This window comes from Microcoleus sp. FACHB-1515 (assembly GCF_014696105.1).
Classification (GTDB): Bacteria; Cyanobacteriota; Cyanobacteriia; order Elainellales; family Elainellaceae; genus JAAUTJ01.
The window spans coordinates 99,915-116,253 of the sequence record NZ_JACJPO010000038.1; the positions used below are offsets into that span (position 1 = coordinate 99,915).

Consider the following 16,339-nt stretch of genomic DNA (forward strand, 5'->3'; position numbering starts at 1 on the left):
CCTGCAACGGCTGCGTTCTGATTAGGAGACAACTGACTTATGCCCCAGCTTGAGGCAATTGCCGATCTCGATTTTCAAAGTGAAGAATATAAAGACGCCTACAGCCGCATCAATGCGATCGTAATTGAAGGCGAGCAAGAAGCTTTTGCAAACTATCAGCGGCTCGCCGAAATGCTGCCCGACGCGCAAGCCGACTTGCTGAACTTGGCGAAGATGGAAAACCGCCACAAAAAAGGCTTTCAAGCTTGCGGACGCAACCTCAGCGTCGAGCCAGACATGGAGTTTGCTCGCGAGTTTTTTGCCGATCTGCACGGCAATTTCCAAAAAGCGGCAGCAGAAGGCAAACTCGTCACCTGCTTGCTGATTCAATCGCTCATCATTGAGTGCTTTGCAATTTCGGCCTACAACATCTACATTCCCGTTGCGGACGACTTCGCCCGCAAAATCACTGAGGGCGTGGTGAAAGATGAATATCTTCACCTCAATTTCGGCGAAGAATGGCTGAAGGCCAACTACGAAACAGCGAAAGCGGAACTCGAAGATGCCAATCGCCAAAACCTGCCCTTGGTCTGGCGGATGCTCAATCAGGTCGAGCAAGATGCAGCCGTCCTCGGCATGGAAAAAGAAGCCTTGGTGGAAGACTTCATGATCAGCTACGGGGAAGCCCTGAGCAACATCGGCTTCACAACTCGCGACATTATGCGGATGTCAGCTTACGGATTGGCTGCCGCATAGCACGATCGCTCAATTCACGATCGATTCGGGGACGTACACACATACGTCCCCCGTTTTTTTACTGATAGGCCATATCCACGCCAGCCACGATCGCAAATACCAAGAACAACACGCCGCCGATCGCTGTCACCAGCCGCTCGGAGATCCGTCCGGCCACCAGTCGGCCACCGATCACGGCGATCGCCGCACAGATGGCATGACCTAAAATTGCTCCGGTTGTGACGCCGTAAGCATTGCCCGAAGCGGCCAGCGCGATCGTGGCGAACTGAGTGCGATCGCCCCATTCGGTCAAAAACGTCATCACAAACGCCTGCGACAAAACGGCCAGCATCGTGCGCTTTTGCAATTTGGCTTCGCACTCTTCGACTGCTTCTGCGGCTTCTTTTTGCTCGGTCGGGCTACAGTTGCCGCTTGCCATGCAGTAGGCATCGCGCAAAAGCTTAAAGCCAAATGCCAGAAACAGCGTAATTTCCAGCCAGTCCACATAGCGCTCTGGCAAAAATCGGAACATCTGCCCCATCATCACCGAAAGGATGGTCATGATCGCCAGCGCAGCCACAACGCCCGCAAACACAAAGCGGCGACGGTGGCGCATCGACAAAAACATGGCGATGAAAAACGATTTGTCGCCAATTTCGGAAATGGTAATCAGCAGCAGGCTTGCGGTAAAAGCGGTCAGCATCGATCGATGTTCTCCTCAAAATCGCTCAGAAAAAGAAAGGAATCTTTCTGAGTGAGCTTGGAGGAAGAACCGATCGCACTTCACCAAGCTCACATCAGACGTGAACTCAGTGAAGGTCTCGCTTCCAAAAGTTTTAACAAAAGCTAAATCTCTGTCGATCGAACCAGGGTCATCCCCAGTATGTTGACTCGATCGGGCTGGATGAACCAGCAGCTACTCCCCTTCAGACATAGGCAATAATACAGGTTAAAGGGGACAAAAGCCAAGGGGTTTCACAAAAGATTTAGAAAATCCTCCTGAATCTGGAAAAACCGCTGCTGAGGCGACATTTTTTCGATCGTGCTACTGTGACGATTGGGCAACTGTGACGACTGAGCAAAAGCGCGATTCGGAAATGCAATTCACTTCTTTGATGCCGCTGCGCGTCGTTGCTTACACGGATGCCGCTGGCGTTGGCGGTGCTGAAATCAGTCTGGGTCATTTGGTCGCCGCTGTGGGCGCATCGGTTGAAATCACGGTTGTCGGGGAACATACGGACGTAGTAGACGCGATCGCCTCCCGTCACCCAAAGGCGCGATCGCAAATCGTCGGCCAAAGCTTTTTCGCTCATCGTCGCATGTTTCAGCAGCTACGCCCGCAGGTGATTCACTGCAATTTGTGTACCCCTTGGGCAGGCGCGATCGGTCTGGCTGCGGCTCTGAGCCTACCGGATATGCGCGTGGTGCGCGTCGATCAGCTACCGCTACGCACCACAGACGCCGTTCAGCTTTGGCGGACTCGTGCCCTGTCGCTGCGCGTTGATGCTCATGTTGCCGTCGGACAAGCGAGCGCTCGCCGCATGGAAGATTTCTACGCGCTGGGGCGGCACAGCGTCCTTTCGATTCCCAACGGTGTGCCCGACGCGATCGCACCCTCACCCCCGATCGCCCAACCGGATCGAATGCTGGTTGTTGGCAGCGTCGGACGGCTCGATCGGATGAAGGCGCACGATGTTCTGATTCAAGCAATTGCACAGGTGAAAAACCTGCGAGTCGTGATTGTCGGAGAAGGCAGCGAACGATCGGCACTAGAGCAGCTTGCGAACGATCTGGGCGTGAGCGATCGCGTTGAACTGCGCGGCTGGAGCGACGATCCCCGCAGCCTCTTGGCCGAATTTGACATCTTCACGCTGCCCTCGCGATCGGAAGGCTTTCCGCTGGCGATCGTCGAAGCAATGCTGGCGGCGCGTCCGGTTGTGGCGACGCGAGTCGGTAGCGTTTCCGAAGCCGTCACGGACGGCACTGGCCTCTTGGTCGAAAAAGACGACGTAGACGGCTTAGCCGCCGCCCTGCAACAGCTTTGCGATCGCCCCGACCTGCGCCTGCACATGGGCAACATGGCTCGCCAAATCGCCCAGACCCACTTCACCAGCGATCGGATGGCCGACGCCTATCTGAAGCTGTGGCAAACCATTTGTGCGCGATCGCCCGCTCCCCGCCTGCGCGTCCCCCGCCCCCGCGACTAACCACGACTCAACACCCTAGGGCGTGATGTCAAACCGGATGATCCTCCCCAACCCATAACAAGGAGGGAACCAAACCACCGCTCAAAGTCCCCTTACCAAGGGGACAGGGGGATCGATCGCAAACAATGCACCCTTCTGGAGCTTTGAAAACACGCCCTAATCCCTCTAGATTCCGCTCAACACTTCAAGATACGATAGTAAGCATGGCTAGAACGGTTGAGATTCGCGGAGTTCCTCACGTCTACGAGTTGACGACTCCGACTGATAAAAACTGTGTCTTGGTATTTGTGCATGGCTGGCTGCTGAGCCGTCGCTACTGGCAGCCCGCGATCGATCAGCTTGCCTCGACCTACCAGTGCCTCGCCTACGATCTGCGCGGCTTTGGCGATTCTCAGCTTCCGACGCGATCGACTGCCGGCAAAATTGCCGCACTGGAGCAGGCGATCGAAGCGGATGCCCAAGGCAGCGTGGCAACGGCGATCGCCTCAGAATACACGCCCGCTGCTTATGCTCAAGATCTAATCGATTTACTGCGCCAGCTTCACCTCTCGAATGCTTGGCTGGTCGGTCATTCGCTTGGCGGCAGCATCTCGCTGTGGGCAGCCGATCTCGCACCTGATTTGATTCGCGGCGTGATTTGTGTCAACTCCGGCGGCGGCATTTACCTGAAAGAAGAATTCGAGCGGTTTCGCACAGCAGGTCAGCAGCTTGTGCAGATGCGTCCGCGCTGGCTGGGGTCGCTGCCGCTGATCGATTTGCTGATGACACGCTTGAATGTGGCACGTCCGATCGCCCGCAGTTGGGGACGGCAACGCCTGCTCGATCTGGTCAACGCTAATCTGGAAGCCGCTTTGGGAACGCTGCTCGACTCCACGACCGAAACTGAAGTTCACTGTTTGCCGCAGGTGGTTTCGCGCCTGACGCAGCCCGTCTACTTCATTGCGGGTGCAGAAGACACGATCATGGAGCCGCAGTATGTGCGCCACCTTGCCAGCTTTCATCCGCTGTTTTGCGATCGCGGCGAAAACGTCTATGAAATTTCCGACTGCGGGCATTTGTCGATGGTGGAACAGCCCGAAGCCGTTGTCGCACAGATGCGATCGATCCTCGCTGCCCATCATGGAACAGCGTAACGAGATTAGTCCTTGGCACTGCTGAACCACGCCCTACGCATCGCTCACCGCGCTGTCCGCAGATGCGGCATTGAGCGGTTCCATCAGCAAAATGACGCCTTGCGGTTCGCGTTCTGTTCCAAACAGCGGCGAACAGGTAACTTTGCATTGAATCGATCTGCCCCGTCGATTCACCGCATCCAGTAAGATTTCCTCCAGTTCTGTTTCTTGAGTTAAACAATTGCGAATAGGCTGATACAACTGTGCAACGGGCAGGCCAATATCAAGATTGAAAAAATGCTGATCGCGCACTTCATCCGATCGCAACCCCCATAGTTCTTCAGCTTCTTGATTCCAAACTTGTACATAAAGATTCGAGTCGATGACAACTACGCCGCTTCGCAAACTGGTGAGAATTGATTCGAGAAATGCATTTAGCTGAATGACTTCAATGCTGCGTCTTCGCAGTTCTTCATTAATTGTATATAGCTCTTCATTGGTTGATTGCAGTTCTTCATTCATCGTCTCCAGTTCTTCATTGGTAGACTGCAATTCCTCATTTGTTGTTTCTAGTTCTTCAACCGTAGACTGCAATTCTTCATTGGTTGTTTCTAGTTCTTCATTGGTAGACTGCAACTCTTCATAAGCCATCTCTAGCTCTTGATTAGAGTTTTCCAGGTCGCGCTGAAGCTGCGTGTAGCGACTCATATCGGTAAAGCTTACGCTTGCACCTAACAGCGTTCCGTTTCCATCCGATAAAGGCGAAATTTGCACTTCAAGATTCATCAGCACAGTGCCGATCGCCCACTCAACATCTCGCAGCACGATCGCTCGTCGTTCGGCATAGACTTGACTAATCAGCGCTCGCAATTCGATCGGACGGTAAGATAGTTCTAAATCTTGCAGTGGACGCCCCACATCACGCCGACTCAGGTTAAACAAATTGCGGGCACGTTCGTTAATGAGCAAAACGATTCCGTTCACATCCACAACCACTTGTGCGATCGGAACGGCATTAAATCCGGCTTCACGAGTGCGAATTTGGTTTGACATAGAATGAACAAGTTCACCATTTTCTCCAGATGACAGCAGCAGGCGATCGCGCGAATTGGGAGAACAAACCTTTGTAAAAATTCGCTGTTTTAGCTCTATTGAAGCAAAGTTGCTGTTTTGCGAAAGCAGTGTTTCAGCTTTACCTAAAAATAAAACTCCCTCTTCGACTAATGCAAAATGAAACCGATTAATGATTTGAGCTTGAGTTTCAGCATTGAAATACATTAAAGTGTTGCGGCAGGCCAACAGATCAATGCGAGAAATTGGGGCATCTTGAACTAAATCATGTCGCCCAAAAACAATCGATCGCCGCAGATCGCGATGAAACACAAATCGATCGTCAGCCTGCTCAAAATATTTGCTCAAATATTCTTCAGGAATGCTTGCAACTGCACGCTCCTCATACGTTGCGGTTCTGGCTTGACTTAAAGCGTCTTCATCAATATCAGTTGCGTAAATTTTGACTCGTTCGCGAAACGACTCCACGCCCAAAAGCTCAGCCAGCAGTATGGCTAGTGTGCAAGGCTCTTCACCAGATGAGCAGCCTGCCGACCACACGCGAATCGGCTCATTTTCCGCTTTACGCAGCAGAATTTGTGGCAGAACTTGCGTCCGAATGCAGTCCCAAGCAGGGCGATCGCGAAAGAAACTCGTGACATTAATCAGCAGCGTGTTGAACAGGTGCAAAAATTCTTCGGGATGCACTTCAAGATAGTCTTGATAGTCACTATACGATTCAATTTCAACCGCTTGCATCCGCTTGTTGACGCGCCGCATTAAGCTCGATCGCTTGTAGCCTGTAAAGTCAATGCCCCTGGTACGCTTGAGATATTCCAAAAGCGCTTCAAAGGCTGGGTTAATATCACTCATCTCTTGCCAATCTCGAATTTTGGACGACGCGCTGACCGCAGCCGATCACCACAAAATTTTGTCAACCTATAGAATTCTAGAGCGTTTTAACGCTCTAGAATTCTATAGGTTTTCTGCCCACTGATAACGTTTTTGCGTCTGTAGCGATCGAGAAATTGCCAAGTGCTTCGATCGCCGTCGAAAATCTGCTATATTGGTTAGCGGTCATCTGGAGAGGTGGCTGAGTGGTCGAAAGCGGCAGATTGCTAATCTGTTGTACGGCAGGTAACTCCGTACCGAGGGTTCGAATCCCTCCCTCTCCGTTCTAAAGTGGGTTTCAGCTTGCAGGCGAAAATTGGTTTTACGGCTTTTGCCGCTGTCCTGTCGGCTACTCCACAACGCTGAAGCAGAACTGAAATGCGCTGATATGTCCTCACAAGCCATTAGTGCAGCAACAACTGTTCTAGGCTCGGCTAGCCACCAATCTGCGACATCGTGCGGGCATACGCTCCGGTTGTGCCAGATTCGCGCTGCTTGTAGTTAATTTCAGGCTTCGCGGCAATCAGGTTTTCGACCTGCTGGCGCAGTTCAGACAGCGGCAGGTGCGATCGCAACGCCGTTTTCAAATCAAGCTGTCCGGTTTCGTTCAGCAGGCAGGGGCGCAGCCAACCATCGGCTGAGAGGCGCATTCGGTTACAGCGATCGCAAAAGCACTCAGACATTTGGCTGATGAAGCCCAGCGTGCCTTTCGCGCCAGGAATGCGAAACACATCAGCGGGGCCGTTGCCGCGCACCGCACTCGCCTCCAGACCCCAGCGGGCGCGAATTTGCTGCCGCAGTTCTTCCGAGGCCACCCAGCCGCGATCGCCAAACAATCCGGCATTGCCAATCGGCATAAACTCAATGAATCGGACATGCCAAGCGCGATCGCTGCTCAGAGCAGCGAGATCAAGAATTTCGTGGTCGTTGACACCGGGAATCACGACAACATTCAGCTTCAGCGGGTCAAATCCAACTTGATGCGCGGCCTGGATGCCCTGCCAAACTTGCTGCCAGCGCGACCTGCCGCGATTGCCAATGATGCGATCGAACGTTTCCGGCTCTAGCGAATCGAGGCTGATATTGAGACGGCGCAGGCCAGCGTCATACAAATCCTGCGCCATGCCCGCCAGCAAAAAGGCGTTTGTGGTCAGCGATAAATCTTGGGTTTGAGGGAAAGCGGCGATCGCCTGCACCAAATTCACCACGCCCGGACGCAGCAGCGGTTCACCTCCGGTCAACCGAAAGCGCGTGAATCCCGCAGGAATGAACACTTCGCGCAGCAGCAAAATCAATTCGTCCAGCGTCAGGACTTCTTGCCGCTGAAGATAGGCAAGCTCTGCACCTTCGGGCATACAGTACTGACACTGAAAATTGCAGCGGTCAATCAGGCTGATCCGCAGATAGTCAATTTGATTCACGCCGCTTGTATCGGTAGGTTATGTCTTGATTCTACCGACTGCGATCGATTGCGGAAGATTAAGCAATCTGGGAGGACGATAGACCAAAGCGCGGAAAGATAATTTCCCCATCCGGAATCGTTGCCGCCTCGCTCAGCCAGCTAGAGCGATCGCGCAAAAAATCGTCAAATTCCGGTTCCGGCTCTGGCTGCCAGTTCCCTAAACTTTGACTCCTCAGTTGGTCTTGCTCTTGGGCAAGCAGCAGAGACAGTTGCCGATTCGCACCGTGAAAGACGATCGATTTGCCCAGTCGAGCGGCCAGATGCAGCGCATTTCTGAAGACAGTAACGGTGCTGGCGTCGATCGCATCAATCCAAATTAAATCCACAATCACAGCCGGAGCTTGATGCAGCGCTTGATACAAATCGGCCTGTAGCTTGAGCGGCGATCGATCGAGCAGGCGCGGCTGAAGCACAGCGGGATGATGACCGGGCTGAACCGCCGTTGGGGAAGCAGCGATCGCAACAGAAGGTGAATTCATAATTCATCAGGTGAGTGACCAGCAAATGCTCGATCGGCTCGCGATCGATTAGTTTCAAAAATGCAGCAAATCTGCTAAAAGCGGGAAGGGGGGCAACACCCCCACGATATGCAGTTTCAGATGGAATCCACTTGATTGATCTCCGTTCCGGATATACGTTGCCTGTTTTTGCCTGTGCCGCCGCGATCGCCGCTTGGCACTGGCTCAGCCAAGATCTTGTCAAGCTCGAAACCGTTGCGATCGATTTGGTCACGCCAGCCGAAACCGTTGAAATTGCGATCGAGCAGGTTGCTCATCTCTCGCCCACTTCTGCCCTTGCCATCACTCGCAGCGATCCGGGCGACAATCTTGACCTGACGCGCAACACGCCAATTTGGGCGATCGTTTCGATCGCGCCACCCGAACAAACCGAGGCGATCGATCTGCAAGGCGGCGAGGGCATCGGACGCACCGCTGAAGGAAAAGCGGCGATCTACGGCTATGCACGGCGGCTTTTTGACGTTAATTTGCGGCCTTTGATCGCGAATAAAAAAATTAGCGTGTCGATCGTGCTGCCCCAAGGTCGATCGCTGGCCGAACGCACGTCCAACGCCGCTTTTGGCGTGGTCGAAGGCTTGTCGCTGCTGGGAACGTCCGGCATCTCGCAGCCGCTCAGCGCTCCCGGTCAGCTTGAGGCATTTCGAGCTACTTTGCAGCAGGCGCAATTGGACTGTTTGGTGTTTTGCGTTGGTGAAAATGGCTTGGATTTGGCGGCAAAATTGGGAATTGAGCGCGATCGCCTGATCAAAACGGCGAACTGGCTGGGGCCAATGCTGGTCGAAGCAGGATTGCAAAAGATTCCGGCAATTTTGCTGTTTGGCTATCACGGCAAGCTGATTAAGCTGGCGGGCGGCATCTTCCACACGCATCATCATGTCGCGGATGCCCGTCAGGAAATTTTCACGGCCTACTGCGCTCAAGTCGGCGTACCTGATTTGCCCCAACTTCTTGCCAGTCCCACAGCCGAAGCCGCGCTGGGTCATCTGCGTCAACTCGATCGCACCACAAATTGCGATTGGGTCAATCGAGTTTACAGCACGATCGCTGCCCAGATCGATCGCCGCGCCGCCAACTACATCAAAGCGCACAGCGATCGAGTGGTGCGCGTCGGCTGCGTCCTGTTCGATCGCAATCGATCGATCATCACCACTAGCGAAATCGGGCGATCGCTGCTTGACCAATGCTTAACTCCGCTTTGATTTGCCGCGCCAGCGCAAGCTATTTTGATTCAGTTCAATTAAGTACTCGTCCGGCTGCGCGATGATGGCTTCGGCGATCGCGATCGCCTGCTCAAGCTGTTCCTCAGTCAACTGCCGATAGGCCGCGCCCTGCTTGCGATCGAGCCTGTCATACCAGCAGCCACCAAACAAATTATCCAGGATAATCCGCTGAAAGCAGTGATTGAACCGAACCGGAAACCGCCGCTGCTTTGCCAGATCTGGCAGCGTCTGATTGGTCAGTTCGAGGTAGCGATCGCGCAAATCCGACATTTCTCGATCGTAGCAATTGGCTACTGGACTGACTCCAGCCCGATCGCACAGGCGAGCGATTTGTTGCCTGCCGCTCGGCAAACATCCGCCCGCGAAACAGCAAATCCCGCGAAACAAATCATGCCGACAATCACGATCGCCACTAGCGCTTTTTCCGATCCCATTGCTGTAACCAATTGAACTTCGCTTTCGATCGCTATTTAGCTCACAGATTTCAGTGAATCCGTGTATTTCACAGCGACATTAACGATTTCTTCATTCGGCTACAGCCCGCCATAAAAGTTTAATAAATCGCTTTGCAAGCTGCCTCACCAAAACGCCGATCGGCTGACGCTGACCAAGCGGCAACTCGTCAGGGTGCGTCAGCCGATCGGCAGGATGATCGGAAATGGCGATCGCCCCTTCAGGCTGCTAACCCAAAAAGCCGCCGCAGCGAAACGCAATCACCGCAACGCCATTCTTCATCCTTCACAAATTCTGCTTCGCTTCTTGCGCTACCGATTCCACCGAATCGTTTGCCAGCGTTTGCAGCAGTTCCCGCGCCTGCGAATTGTTAATGCGGCTGAGTGCCTGCACAACGCGATAGCGAATTTGCCAGTCAGAATTCGTTGCAAACGGTGCAAGTAACGGCACGGCGCGATCGTCTCCCAGTTCGCCCAGTGAACCGATCGCCGCCGTCTTCACCAGTTCAATGTCGGAATTGAGCGCCGATTGCAGCAGCTCGAAACTGCGGGGATCACCGAGTTCACCCAGCGCGGCAATGATGCTGAACTGTACCAGCCATTCCGACGTGCTTTCATACAGATGCTTCAGGTCGTCAAAAGCTGCCGTCATCTTCAGCGCCCCGATCGAATCTGCCGCCGCCGCCTGCACATCCGGTTCAGAATCTTCCAGCAAACAGCGGCGCAGCGTCACCAGTGCGGCCTCACGGTTTTGCTGTCCTAACGAAGAAAGCTGACTCACAGCCGCATAGCGAACTCTAGCAGAGCGATCGCTCGTAGCCGCATTCGCCAGTTCAAACGCCGCTGCCGGATCTTCAAGCTGACGAATTTGATTGACGGCGCTCAGCCGCTGCCCAAAATCTTCAGACTGTAAAAGTTCTTTTACCGAATCTGGGGTAATGCTCATTTTTGTAATTCCATCCGAGGCAACAATTGAAAAATTCAACAAAAATTTAGTCGGGTCGATTTGCCATGAAGCGAATAATGTCACTGCGAGTCAAAATGCCAATGACTTTGCCACCTCCATCCACCACAGGTAAACGGCGCACACGGCGATCGTGCATCAGTTGCGCGGCTTCTTTGATTGTGCGATCGCTCGTTGTTGTAATCGCCTCTTTGGTCATTACTTCTCCGACCGTTTGCCCAAACGCTTTGTGCAATTCTTGCTCATAGCGAGCCGTGTTGCCCAAATAAATTACAGCATCGAGCAGCATGATGTAGGGCGGCGGCGTTGCTCCGGTTTCCTGCCACATCAAATCGCTTTCGGAAATCACTCCGGCGATCGCCCCGGACGAATCGACAACGGGCAAACCGCCAATGTTTTTCTCTGCCAAAATCTTTATCACTTCTTTTAACGCAGTTTCCGGCTGCACGACGACCGGATCGCGGGTCATCAGGTCAGCAACAGTTGTAGTCATAGTGAAATGAATCCAAATGGACGTAAGGCTCATTTTAGGACGCGGCAGGCAATCCCCGGTCATTACAGGTTGTTACGCCTGCGATCGCTCGTCGCTCATCACTCGCTCAACTCGCAAAACGCTTTCAAAATCGAGACGCAGTTGGCGATCGCGCCCAAATGCGCGATCTCAAATCCATGCGTGTTTTGCGTCGGAAAGCTCAAACAGGCGGCTTTGGGCACATGACCGTTTTTCATTGCGATCGAGCCATCGCTGCCAAATCCGCTAATCGTCGCAATCTGCACGGAAACGTTGACCTGCTCTGCCGCCTGCTGAAGCTGTTGGGTCAGCGCGTCATCATACAGTCCATAGCCATCTTGCGCTAGTAAAACCGGAGCTGCGCCGTCTGCGATCGGATATTCCGCTGACAGCGGACAAATTTCCAGCGCGATCAAAGCGTCCAATTGCTGATGCTGCGAGAAATACATTGCCCCAACTGCCCCGACTTCTTCTTTGGAGGAGGCAACCAGATAAATATCAACGGCGGGATTTTGGAGTTGTTCAGCCAGAGCAAGCAGGATGGCGATCGATGCCTTATTGTCCAGGGTGTAGCTCGCAATGTAGTCACCCAGGCGAAACGGCGCTTTGCGATGCTTGCCGACGACCATGCGCGTTCCCGGTCGAATTCCTGCTGCTTCCAGTTCTTGCGCCGAACACTTCGTTTCAATCCAGGCATCTTCCCAGCGCACAGGCTGATCTTCCTGCTGCGCTTTCTGCGGCGATTCGTGCGACACATGGCGCGACCCAAAGCTGAGAATGCCGCTGATCGTGTGGCGATCGCCCAACAAATCCACCACGCCTTCGCCGTAAACCCAAGGATACGCGCCGCCCAGCCGACGAACTTCGACTTTTCCGGCATCTCCGATTCGTTTGACGATCGCGCCGATCTCGTCTTTGTGAGCGGTAATCGCGATCGATCGTGCCGCATTGCGTCCAGGAATTTTCGCAATTAAATTATCGGCAGCGTCCACCCAGCAGTTGTATTTCAGTTTTTCAATATGTTCTCGTAAGAACATATTGATTTCCGCTTCGGCTCCGCTCGGTGAATGACACATCACCAAAGATGCGATCGAGGCAAATAACTGATCAAACTCCACAGCGTTGCTTCCTTTTTTCATGAGGATTGTTTTACAGTTTTGCTGATAGCTTTAGCGTTGTTTTTTAGCTCGAATCGCGATGGCGATCGCCACTAAACTGCCCAGCCCCAATACACCTATTCTCAGCAAAGATGGTGCTACTGGACGCTTAAATTCGCCAGGATTTGAAATTGCAACGCTCAGCGGCAAAGCGGCGGCGCTGATGCGCTCATGGGCGGCACTGGTTGGATGAATGCCATCCCAAAATAGGTACTGGTTTGGATTAGGACAGATTGTTCCTCGCTGCGAATCAAGGCAGGCCTCCGTAACGTTGGTGAAATCGAATTCGCCTGCGATCGCCCGCTCAAACAAATCATTCACCTCTAACAGTCGTGCTGTCACGCCATCGCGCTGTTCCATTTCCGCCACCAGTGCTGCAACTTGCTGATTGTGGCTGGTCGTCAGTCGATCGAGCACGCCTGCACTGTCGCGATCGCGGGTCGCCGGAAGTTGACCGAGCGGCGGCAAATTCCCCACGACTAGATGCCGTGCGCCTGCCGCAATTAGCGTTTCGATCGCGCTGCGTAAATTCGCGATCGGTTCAGCCGCATCCGTCGATCGACCACTTAAATAATCATTTGCCCCAGCCCACACCAGATAAACAGCGTTCGGATTCGCCGCCCGTCCGCTTTGCTGCTCGCGAAATAGCGCGACCTGCTGCTGCAATCCCAAGCGATCGCGGGTTTGATCAACTCCGGTCGTTGCGCCGCCAAATGCAAAATTAATGCTCGCAGCCGTTTCTCCCGCCGCCATTTGAGTCACGGGTGTCAGCGTAAGCTGTAGCTGATTGGCAAGGCGATCGTCCCACAATAACCCGTTAGAAAACCGACCATTCACATAAGGGCGCGTCGGCTGTCCAGTCCGGCTAAACAAATTTCCCGTATCCGATAAGCTATCGCCAAATACATAAATACTTTGAGCGGCAGTTTGACTGTTGGCAATGACTGGAACTAAACAGCACAACATGACCAAAGCAGCCACAGCGCTAAAACGAAGTCGGCTGGCAAAACGAGACCGCAAGCTAGTGAAATCGCATTGAATTGCTTGCATCTGTCTGCTCTGCCGCCTGTGAGCAGTCGATCGACGGAACATTCTTTATAAGGGGTGGCTTCTTTTTCATTCTAGGCGGGAGATCGCAAATCTCGTTTGCTTTCGATCGCTTGAGCTAAAGCAGAAAAAGTGCTCCAATTCACTCTGCCTTTAGCTAGTCATTTCAGCTTTTTTGAGTCTACCGATAGAAGAATTATTGAGTTCCATCTCTAGACAGAAGTGCTTTCCTCAAAGCAATTGATATCTTGAAACTGTTAAAAGCAACGCCAACAAAAACTTGTTAAGGAGAATACAATCATGGGAATTCTTGCTTGGATTATTTTGGGTCTGATTGCTGGTGCACTTGCCAAGTTGATCTACCCTGGCGATCAAGGCGGCGGCATCTTCGCAACGATTGGTCTTGGTATTTTGGGTGCGCTATTGGGTGGTTGGATCGGTAACAACATCTTAGGGGTCGGAACGGGTGCTGCGGTTGGTGCACTGAGCATTGGCAGCATTGCAATGGCCGTTGTGGGCGCAATCATCCTCATCTTCCTGTGGGGCTTGTTCACCCGCCGCGCTGCGTAAAATTCAGTCTTTTCTGCACAAATGATTTCAGGTTGAGATAAGTTCGTTTTTGGGGTTTCAAGCGGGTGGCAACATCCGCTTTTTCCATTGAAAAATTCACTCTTTCCAGCCTGAAGCGATCGCCTCAGCTAATCTCAAGCAAAATTAAACTTTCTACCAAACCGTCTCACCCGAAAATTAGGACATTGCCAGTCAACGGCGATCGACAGCAAAAAGCAAGGAAAACTATTTCGATTTCCTTGCTTGAACGGAAATTTAGAATTTTAGACTGACGCGACCCACAAAGTCGCTATGATCAGCGAATCAATCGTTATTCTGTCGCAACTGCCATACTGCACCGATCGCTGCACCTGCTCCGGCAACCATGCCCATGCCCATACCTTCAACCGTTTTGGTAGCTGGATCTGCGGTTAAACAGGCATTCGTGGGAGAATCGCTGCCAAGACACTGCTGCATCTCAGCATGGCTCGCCGTTCCACCGACAACAAGGCCAGTCAAACTGCAAAGCGTCACCAGCAAGCAAAAGCGAGTCATTTTTCTATCCATAGATGGATGCGTTGGGTGAGGAACTGTTCTAGCGATCGTCTTGCTCATTCTAAACCAGGATGGGGAGTCGTGTCTCTGCGATCGCATGAATTTCATGTGCCTTTGTCAGCTTCCGACTGCGGCAGCAATCTCCACAAAATTAATGATTTTTGATAAATCGAGTCAACCACCTCGCAAAAATTGAACCCAAACCACGATTCAACAACCGCAACCCTCTGGTCGCCCGATTCATGATAAGGGTGCGATCGGCCAAAAGCGTCGTTTCAGCGTTGAAAGTCGAGTTCTTACGTCTGCTCGATCGAAGCTGAAACGTCCCGGCTTTATGATCTCAACAAGTTTGCATATTGTTCCGAATTAATCGAAATAGTTAGAGCAAATTCAGAAGTTTTGCTTGATTAGCGAAGAATGCGGGTTTTGAGCAATCTATGTGACGATGTCTTTGCCTGAGTTTCGAGATCGCTTAATTGCACTCTTACTTGTTGTAACGATCGCTTTCGATCGCAGCCAACTTTGTCAATAATGCAGACATAACCACTTGTGAAGACGCGACCAGCGGCGATCAGCAACACTCAACAGGAGACAACCCGCGTGAAACTAGCAGTCTATGGAAAAGGCGGGATCGGAAAATCCACCACAAGCTGCAACATCTCAGTCGCTTTAGCCCGACGCGGCAAAAAAGTATTGCAAATCGGCTGCGACCCCAAGCACGACAGCACCTTTACCCTGACCGGATTTTTGATTCCCACGATCATCGATACGCTGCAAGAAAAGGACTATCACTACGAAGACGTTTGGCCGGAAGACGTGATCTATAAAGGCTACGGCGGTGTCGATTGCGTTGAGGCTGGTGGCCCTCCGGCAGGCGCAGGCTGCGGCGGCTATGTCGTCGGGGAAACGGTCAAGCTGCTCAAAGAACTCAACGCCTTTGACGAATATGACGTGATCCTGTTTGACGTGCTGGGCGACGTGGTTTGCGGCGGCTTCGCGGCTCCGCTCAACTACGCCGACTACTGCATGATCGTCACGGATAACGGCTTCGACGCTTTGTTTGCCGCCAACCGGATCGCCGCCTCCGTCCGCGAAAAAGCCCGCACCCATCCTTTGCGCCTCGCCGGACTGATTGGCAACCGCACCAGCAAGCGCGATCTCATCGATAAATATATCGATTCCGTGCCAATGCCCGTTCTGGAAATTTTGCCGCTGATCGAAGACATCCGCGTTTCTCGCGTCAAAGGCAAAACCCTATTTGAAATGGCGGAATCCGATCCTTCACTAAACTACGTTTGCGACTACTACCTCAACATTGCCGACCAGATTCTTTCGCGTCCCGAAGGTGTCGTGCCGAACGATGCGCCCGATCGCGAACTCTTCTCGCTCCTCTCGGACTTCTACCTCAACCCCACCAAACCGCAAGCCAAAACGGAGGACGAAGAACTCGATCTAATGATGGTATAGGTGGGTATCGGGTGTTTGGCATCAAAATCGCTCGCCAACACCCAACACCTAACTTTTGCCCCCAATGAACACTGAAGAACTGCGTCGATCGCTCAAAACTGCGTGGCTCACTTACTACCGCGAAAATCGCTCCTGGCTCGTCCGATTGGGCGTTTGGGTGGATTCTGAAGGCCAGCGTCGCCCCTCATCGAGCTTCATCCTGGCGACGCTCTCGGTTCTGGAACCGCAACTGACGCAGCTACTCCCGCTGATTGTCGATCTCAGCAGCAGCCCCGATCGCATCGTTCGCGCCTTGGGACTCAACTTCAATCCCGACAAGGAACTCGATCGACTGCCCGAAGCGGATTCGCCCCTGATGTTGCCGAGCATCCGCGCTGTCACCATTCCCGCCAGTGAATCGATCGACCCTGAAGACGACTGCCGCCCCTTACGCAAAGACGAACTGCCCCCTCGCGAATAATCT

Annotated in this window: 18 protein-coding genes and 1 tRNA gene; 8 read left to right on the forward strand and 11 right to left on the reverse strand. The window is 52.9% G+C overall.

The genetic code is table 11. The annotated features are described in order from the left end of the window. Positions 1 to 39 precede the first annotated feature (39 nt). Positions 40 to 735: an aldehyde oxygenase (deformylating) gene (locus H6F67_RS12970; protein WP_190767019.1), complete on the forward strand. Its 696-nt coding sequence runs from the start codon at positions 40 to 42 to the stop codon at positions 733 to 735. Positions 736 to 793: 58 nt separating this feature from the next. On the opposite strand, the gene H6F67_RS12975 is transcribed toward H6F67_RS12970, so the two are convergent. Further along, positions 794 to 1,417, reverse strand: a complete 624-nt coding sequence (locus tag H6F67_RS12975; RefSeq protein WP_190767021.1) for a TMEM165/GDT1 family protein — start codon at positions 1,415 to 1,417, stop codon at positions 794 to 796. A gap of 394 nt (positions 1,418 to 1,811) precedes the next feature. On the opposite strand from H6F67_RS12975, the gene H6F67_RS12980 reads away from it, so the two are divergent. Both H6F67_RS12980 and H6F67_RS12985 read left to right on the forward strand, forming a co-directional pair. Next, positions 1,812 to 2,921: a glycosyltransferase gene (locus H6F67_RS12980; protein WP_199304394.1), complete on the forward strand. Its 1,110-nt coding sequence runs from the start codon at positions 1,812 to 1,814 to the stop codon at positions 2,919 to 2,921. Positions 2,922 to 3,124: 203 nt separating this feature from the next. Beyond that, on the forward strand, positions 3,125 to 4,054 hold the full coding sequence (locus tag H6F67_RS12985; protein WP_190767023.1) for an alpha/beta fold hydrolase: 930 nt from the start codon (positions 3,125 to 3,127) through the stop codon (positions 4,052 to 4,054). A 33-nt stretch (positions 4,055 to 4,087) separates the two neighbouring features. Here the strand turns inward: H6F67_RS12985 and H6F67_RS12990 are convergent, their stop codons facing one another. Beyond that, positions 4,088 to 5,956, reverse strand: a complete 1,869-nt coding sequence (locus H6F67_RS12990; RefSeq protein ID WP_190767025.1) for a CheR family methyltransferase — start codon at positions 5,954 to 5,956, stop codon at positions 4,088 to 4,090. Between the two features lie 210 nt (positions 5,957 to 6,166). Here H6F67_RS12990 and H6F67_RS12995 point away from each other — a divergent pair. After that, positions 6,167 to 6,258, forward strand: a tRNA-Ser gene (locus H6F67_RS12995). A 150-nt stretch (positions 6,259 to 6,408) separates the two neighbouring features. On the opposite strand, the gene moaA is transcribed toward H6F67_RS12995, so the two are convergent. Both moaA and H6F67_RS13005 read right to left on the reverse strand, forming a co-directional pair. After that, the gene (moaA, locus tag H6F67_RS13000) at positions 6,409 to 7,395 is read right to left on the reverse strand and encodes a GTP 3',8-cyclase MoaA (RefSeq protein ID WP_190767027.1); all 987 of its coding nucleotides are present in this window, start codon (positions 7,393 to 7,395) and stop codon (positions 6,409 to 6,411) included. 58 nt (positions 7,396 to 7,453) lie between these two features. After that, positions 7,454 to 7,915, reverse strand: a complete 462-nt coding sequence (locus tag H6F67_RS13005) for a hypothetical protein (protein WP_190767029.1) — start codon at positions 7,913 to 7,915, stop codon at positions 7,454 to 7,456. A 125-nt stretch (positions 7,916 to 8,040) separates the two neighbouring features. Here H6F67_RS13005 and cbiD point away from each other — a divergent pair, with 125 nt between their 5' ends. Further along, complete coding sequence (cbiD, locus tag H6F67_RS13010) at positions 8,041 to 9,153, forward strand: cobalt-precorrin-5B (C(1))-methyltransferase CbiD (RefSeq protein ID WP_396797946.1); 1,113 nt, start codon at positions 8,041 to 8,043, stop codon at positions 9,151 to 9,153. Here the strand turns inward: cbiD and H6F67_RS13015 are convergent. The 6 genes from H6F67_RS13015 to H6F67_RS13040 all read right to left on the reverse strand — a co-directional run bounded on the left by H6F67_RS13015 (position 9,139) and on the right by H6F67_RS13040 (position 13,239). Continuing rightward, positions 9,139 to 9,444, reverse strand: a complete 306-nt coding sequence (locus H6F67_RS13015) for a hypothetical protein (protein WP_190767032.1) — start codon at positions 9,442 to 9,444, stop codon at positions 9,139 to 9,141. The two genes, cbiD and H6F67_RS13015, sit on opposite strands and share 15 nt — an antisense overlap. Positions 9,445 to 9,464: 20 nt before the next feature. Further along, a complete protein-coding gene (locus tag H6F67_RS13020; RefSeq protein WP_190767033.1) occupies positions 9,465 to 9,608 on the reverse strand; it encodes a hypothetical protein in 144 nt (47 codons plus the stop codon). Positions 9,609 to 9,912: 304 nt separating this feature from the next. Continuing rightward, positions 9,913 to 10,572, reverse strand: coding sequence for a phycobilisome degradation protein NblB (gene nblB / locus H6F67_RS13025; RefSeq protein ID WP_190767035.1), 660 nt, complete (start codon positions 10,570 to 10,572; stop codon positions 9,913 to 9,915). A gap of 46 nt (positions 10,573 to 10,618) precedes the next feature. Next, the gene (locus H6F67_RS13030) at positions 10,619 to 11,083 is read right to left on the reverse strand and encodes a CBS domain-containing protein (protein WP_190767037.1); all 465 of its coding nucleotides are present in this window, start codon (positions 11,081 to 11,083) and stop codon (positions 10,619 to 10,621) included. Between the two features lie 98 nt (positions 11,084 to 11,181). Beyond that, positions 11,182 to 12,240: a M42 family metallopeptidase gene (locus H6F67_RS13035; RefSeq protein WP_190767039.1), complete on the reverse strand. Its 1,059-nt coding sequence runs from the start codon at positions 12,238 to 12,240 to the stop codon at positions 11,182 to 11,184. Between the two features lie 30 nt (positions 12,241 to 12,270). Further along, positions 12,271 to 13,239 carry an SGNH/GDSL hydrolase family protein gene (locus H6F67_RS13040; protein ID WP_190767040.1) on the reverse strand — a complete coding sequence of 323 codons (969 nt, stop codon included), beginning with the start codon at positions 13,237 to 13,239 and terminating at the stop codon, positions 12,271 to 12,273. Between the two features lie 366 nt (positions 13,240 to 13,605). Here H6F67_RS13040 and H6F67_RS13045 point away from each other — a divergent pair, with 366 nt between their 5' ends. After that, a complete protein-coding gene (locus tag H6F67_RS13045; RefSeq protein WP_190767041.1) occupies positions 13,606 to 13,875 on the forward strand; it encodes a GlsB/YeaQ/YmgE family stress response membrane protein in 270 nt (89 codons plus the stop codon). 303 nt (positions 13,876 to 14,178) lie between these two features. Here H6F67_RS13045 and H6F67_RS13050 read toward each other — a convergent pair whose 3' ends face one another. Then, on the reverse strand, positions 14,179 to 14,409 hold the full coding sequence (locus tag H6F67_RS13050) for a hypothetical protein (protein ID WP_242020618.1): 231 nt from the start codon (positions 14,407 to 14,409) through the stop codon (positions 14,179 to 14,181). A 600-nt stretch (positions 14,410 to 15,009) separates the two neighbouring features. Here H6F67_RS13050 and bchL point away from each other — a divergent pair. Together bchL and H6F67_RS13060 are read left to right on the forward strand one after the other, a co-directional pair. Continuing rightward, entirely contained in the window at positions 15,010 to 15,876 is an 867-nt protein-coding gene (bchL, locus tag H6F67_RS13055) for a ferredoxin:protochlorophyllide reductase (ATP-dependent) iron-sulfur ATP-binding protein (protein ID WP_313926822.1), read from the forward strand. Positions 15,877 to 15,940: 64 nt separating this feature from the next. Next, positions 15,941 to 16,336, forward strand: coding sequence for a DUF5331 domain-containing protein (locus H6F67_RS13060; protein WP_190767043.1), 396 nt, complete (start codon positions 15,941 to 15,943; stop codon positions 16,334 to 16,336). The last annotated feature ends 3 nt before the right edge of the window (positions 16,337 to 16,339 follow it).

Bases quoted from the DNA above. Each gene is read 5' to 3' on its own strand.
- H6F67_RS13005 (WP_190767029.1), bottom strand. From the start codon at position 7,915: ATGAATTCACCTTCTGTTGCGATCGCTGCTTCCCCAACGGCGGTTCAG.
- H6F67_RS13030 (WP_190767037.1), bottom strand. From the start codon at position 11,083: ATGACTACAACTGTTGCTGACCTGATGACCCGCGATCCGGTCGTCGTG.
- H6F67_RS13035 (WP_190767039.1), bottom strand. From the start codon at position 12,240: ATGAAAAAAGGAAGCAACGCTGTGGAGTTTGATCAGTTATTTGCCTCG.
- H6F67_RS12990 (WP_190767025.1), bottom strand. From the start codon at position 5,956: ATGAGTGATATTAACCCAGCCTTTGAAGCGCTTTTGGAATATCTCAAG.
- nblB (WP_190767035.1), bottom strand. From the start codon at position 10,572: ATGAGCATTACCCCAGATTCGGTAAAAGAACTTTTACAGTCTGAAGAT.
- H6F67_RS12980 (WP_199304394.1), top strand. From the start codon at position 1,812: ATGCAATTCACTTCTTTGATGCCGCTGCGCGTCGTTGCTTACACGGAT.
- H6F67_RS13045 (WP_190767041.1), top strand. From the start codon at position 13,606: ATGGGAATTCTTGCTTGGATTATTTTGGGTCTGATTGCTGGTGCACTT.
- H6F67_RS13050 (WP_242020618.1), bottom strand. From the start codon at position 14,409: ATGACTCGCTTTTGCTTGCTGGTGACGCTTTGCAGTTTGACTGGCCTT.
- H6F67_RS13015 (WP_190767032.1), bottom strand. From the start codon at position 9,444: ATGTCGGATTTGCGCGATCGCTACCTCGAACTGACCAATCAGACGCTG.
- H6F67_RS13060 (WP_190767043.1), top strand. From the start codon at position 15,941: ATGAACACTGAAGAACTGCGTCGATCGCTCAAAACTGCGTGGCTCACT.
- H6F67_RS13020 (WP_190767033.1), bottom strand. From the start codon at position 9,608: ATGGGATCGGAAAAAGCGCTAGTGGCGATCGTGATTGTCGGCATGATT.
- H6F67_RS12970 (WP_190767019.1), top strand. From the start codon at position 40: ATGCCCCAGCTTGAGGCAATTGCCGATCTCGATTTTCAAAGTGAAGAA.
- H6F67_RS12975 (WP_190767021.1), bottom strand. From the start codon at position 1,417: ATGCTGACCGCTTTTACCGCAAGCCTGCTGCTGATTACCATTTCCGAA.
- H6F67_RS12985 (WP_190767023.1), top strand. From the start codon at position 3,125: ATGGCTAGAACGGTTGAGATTCGCGGAGTTCCTCACGTCTACGAGTTG.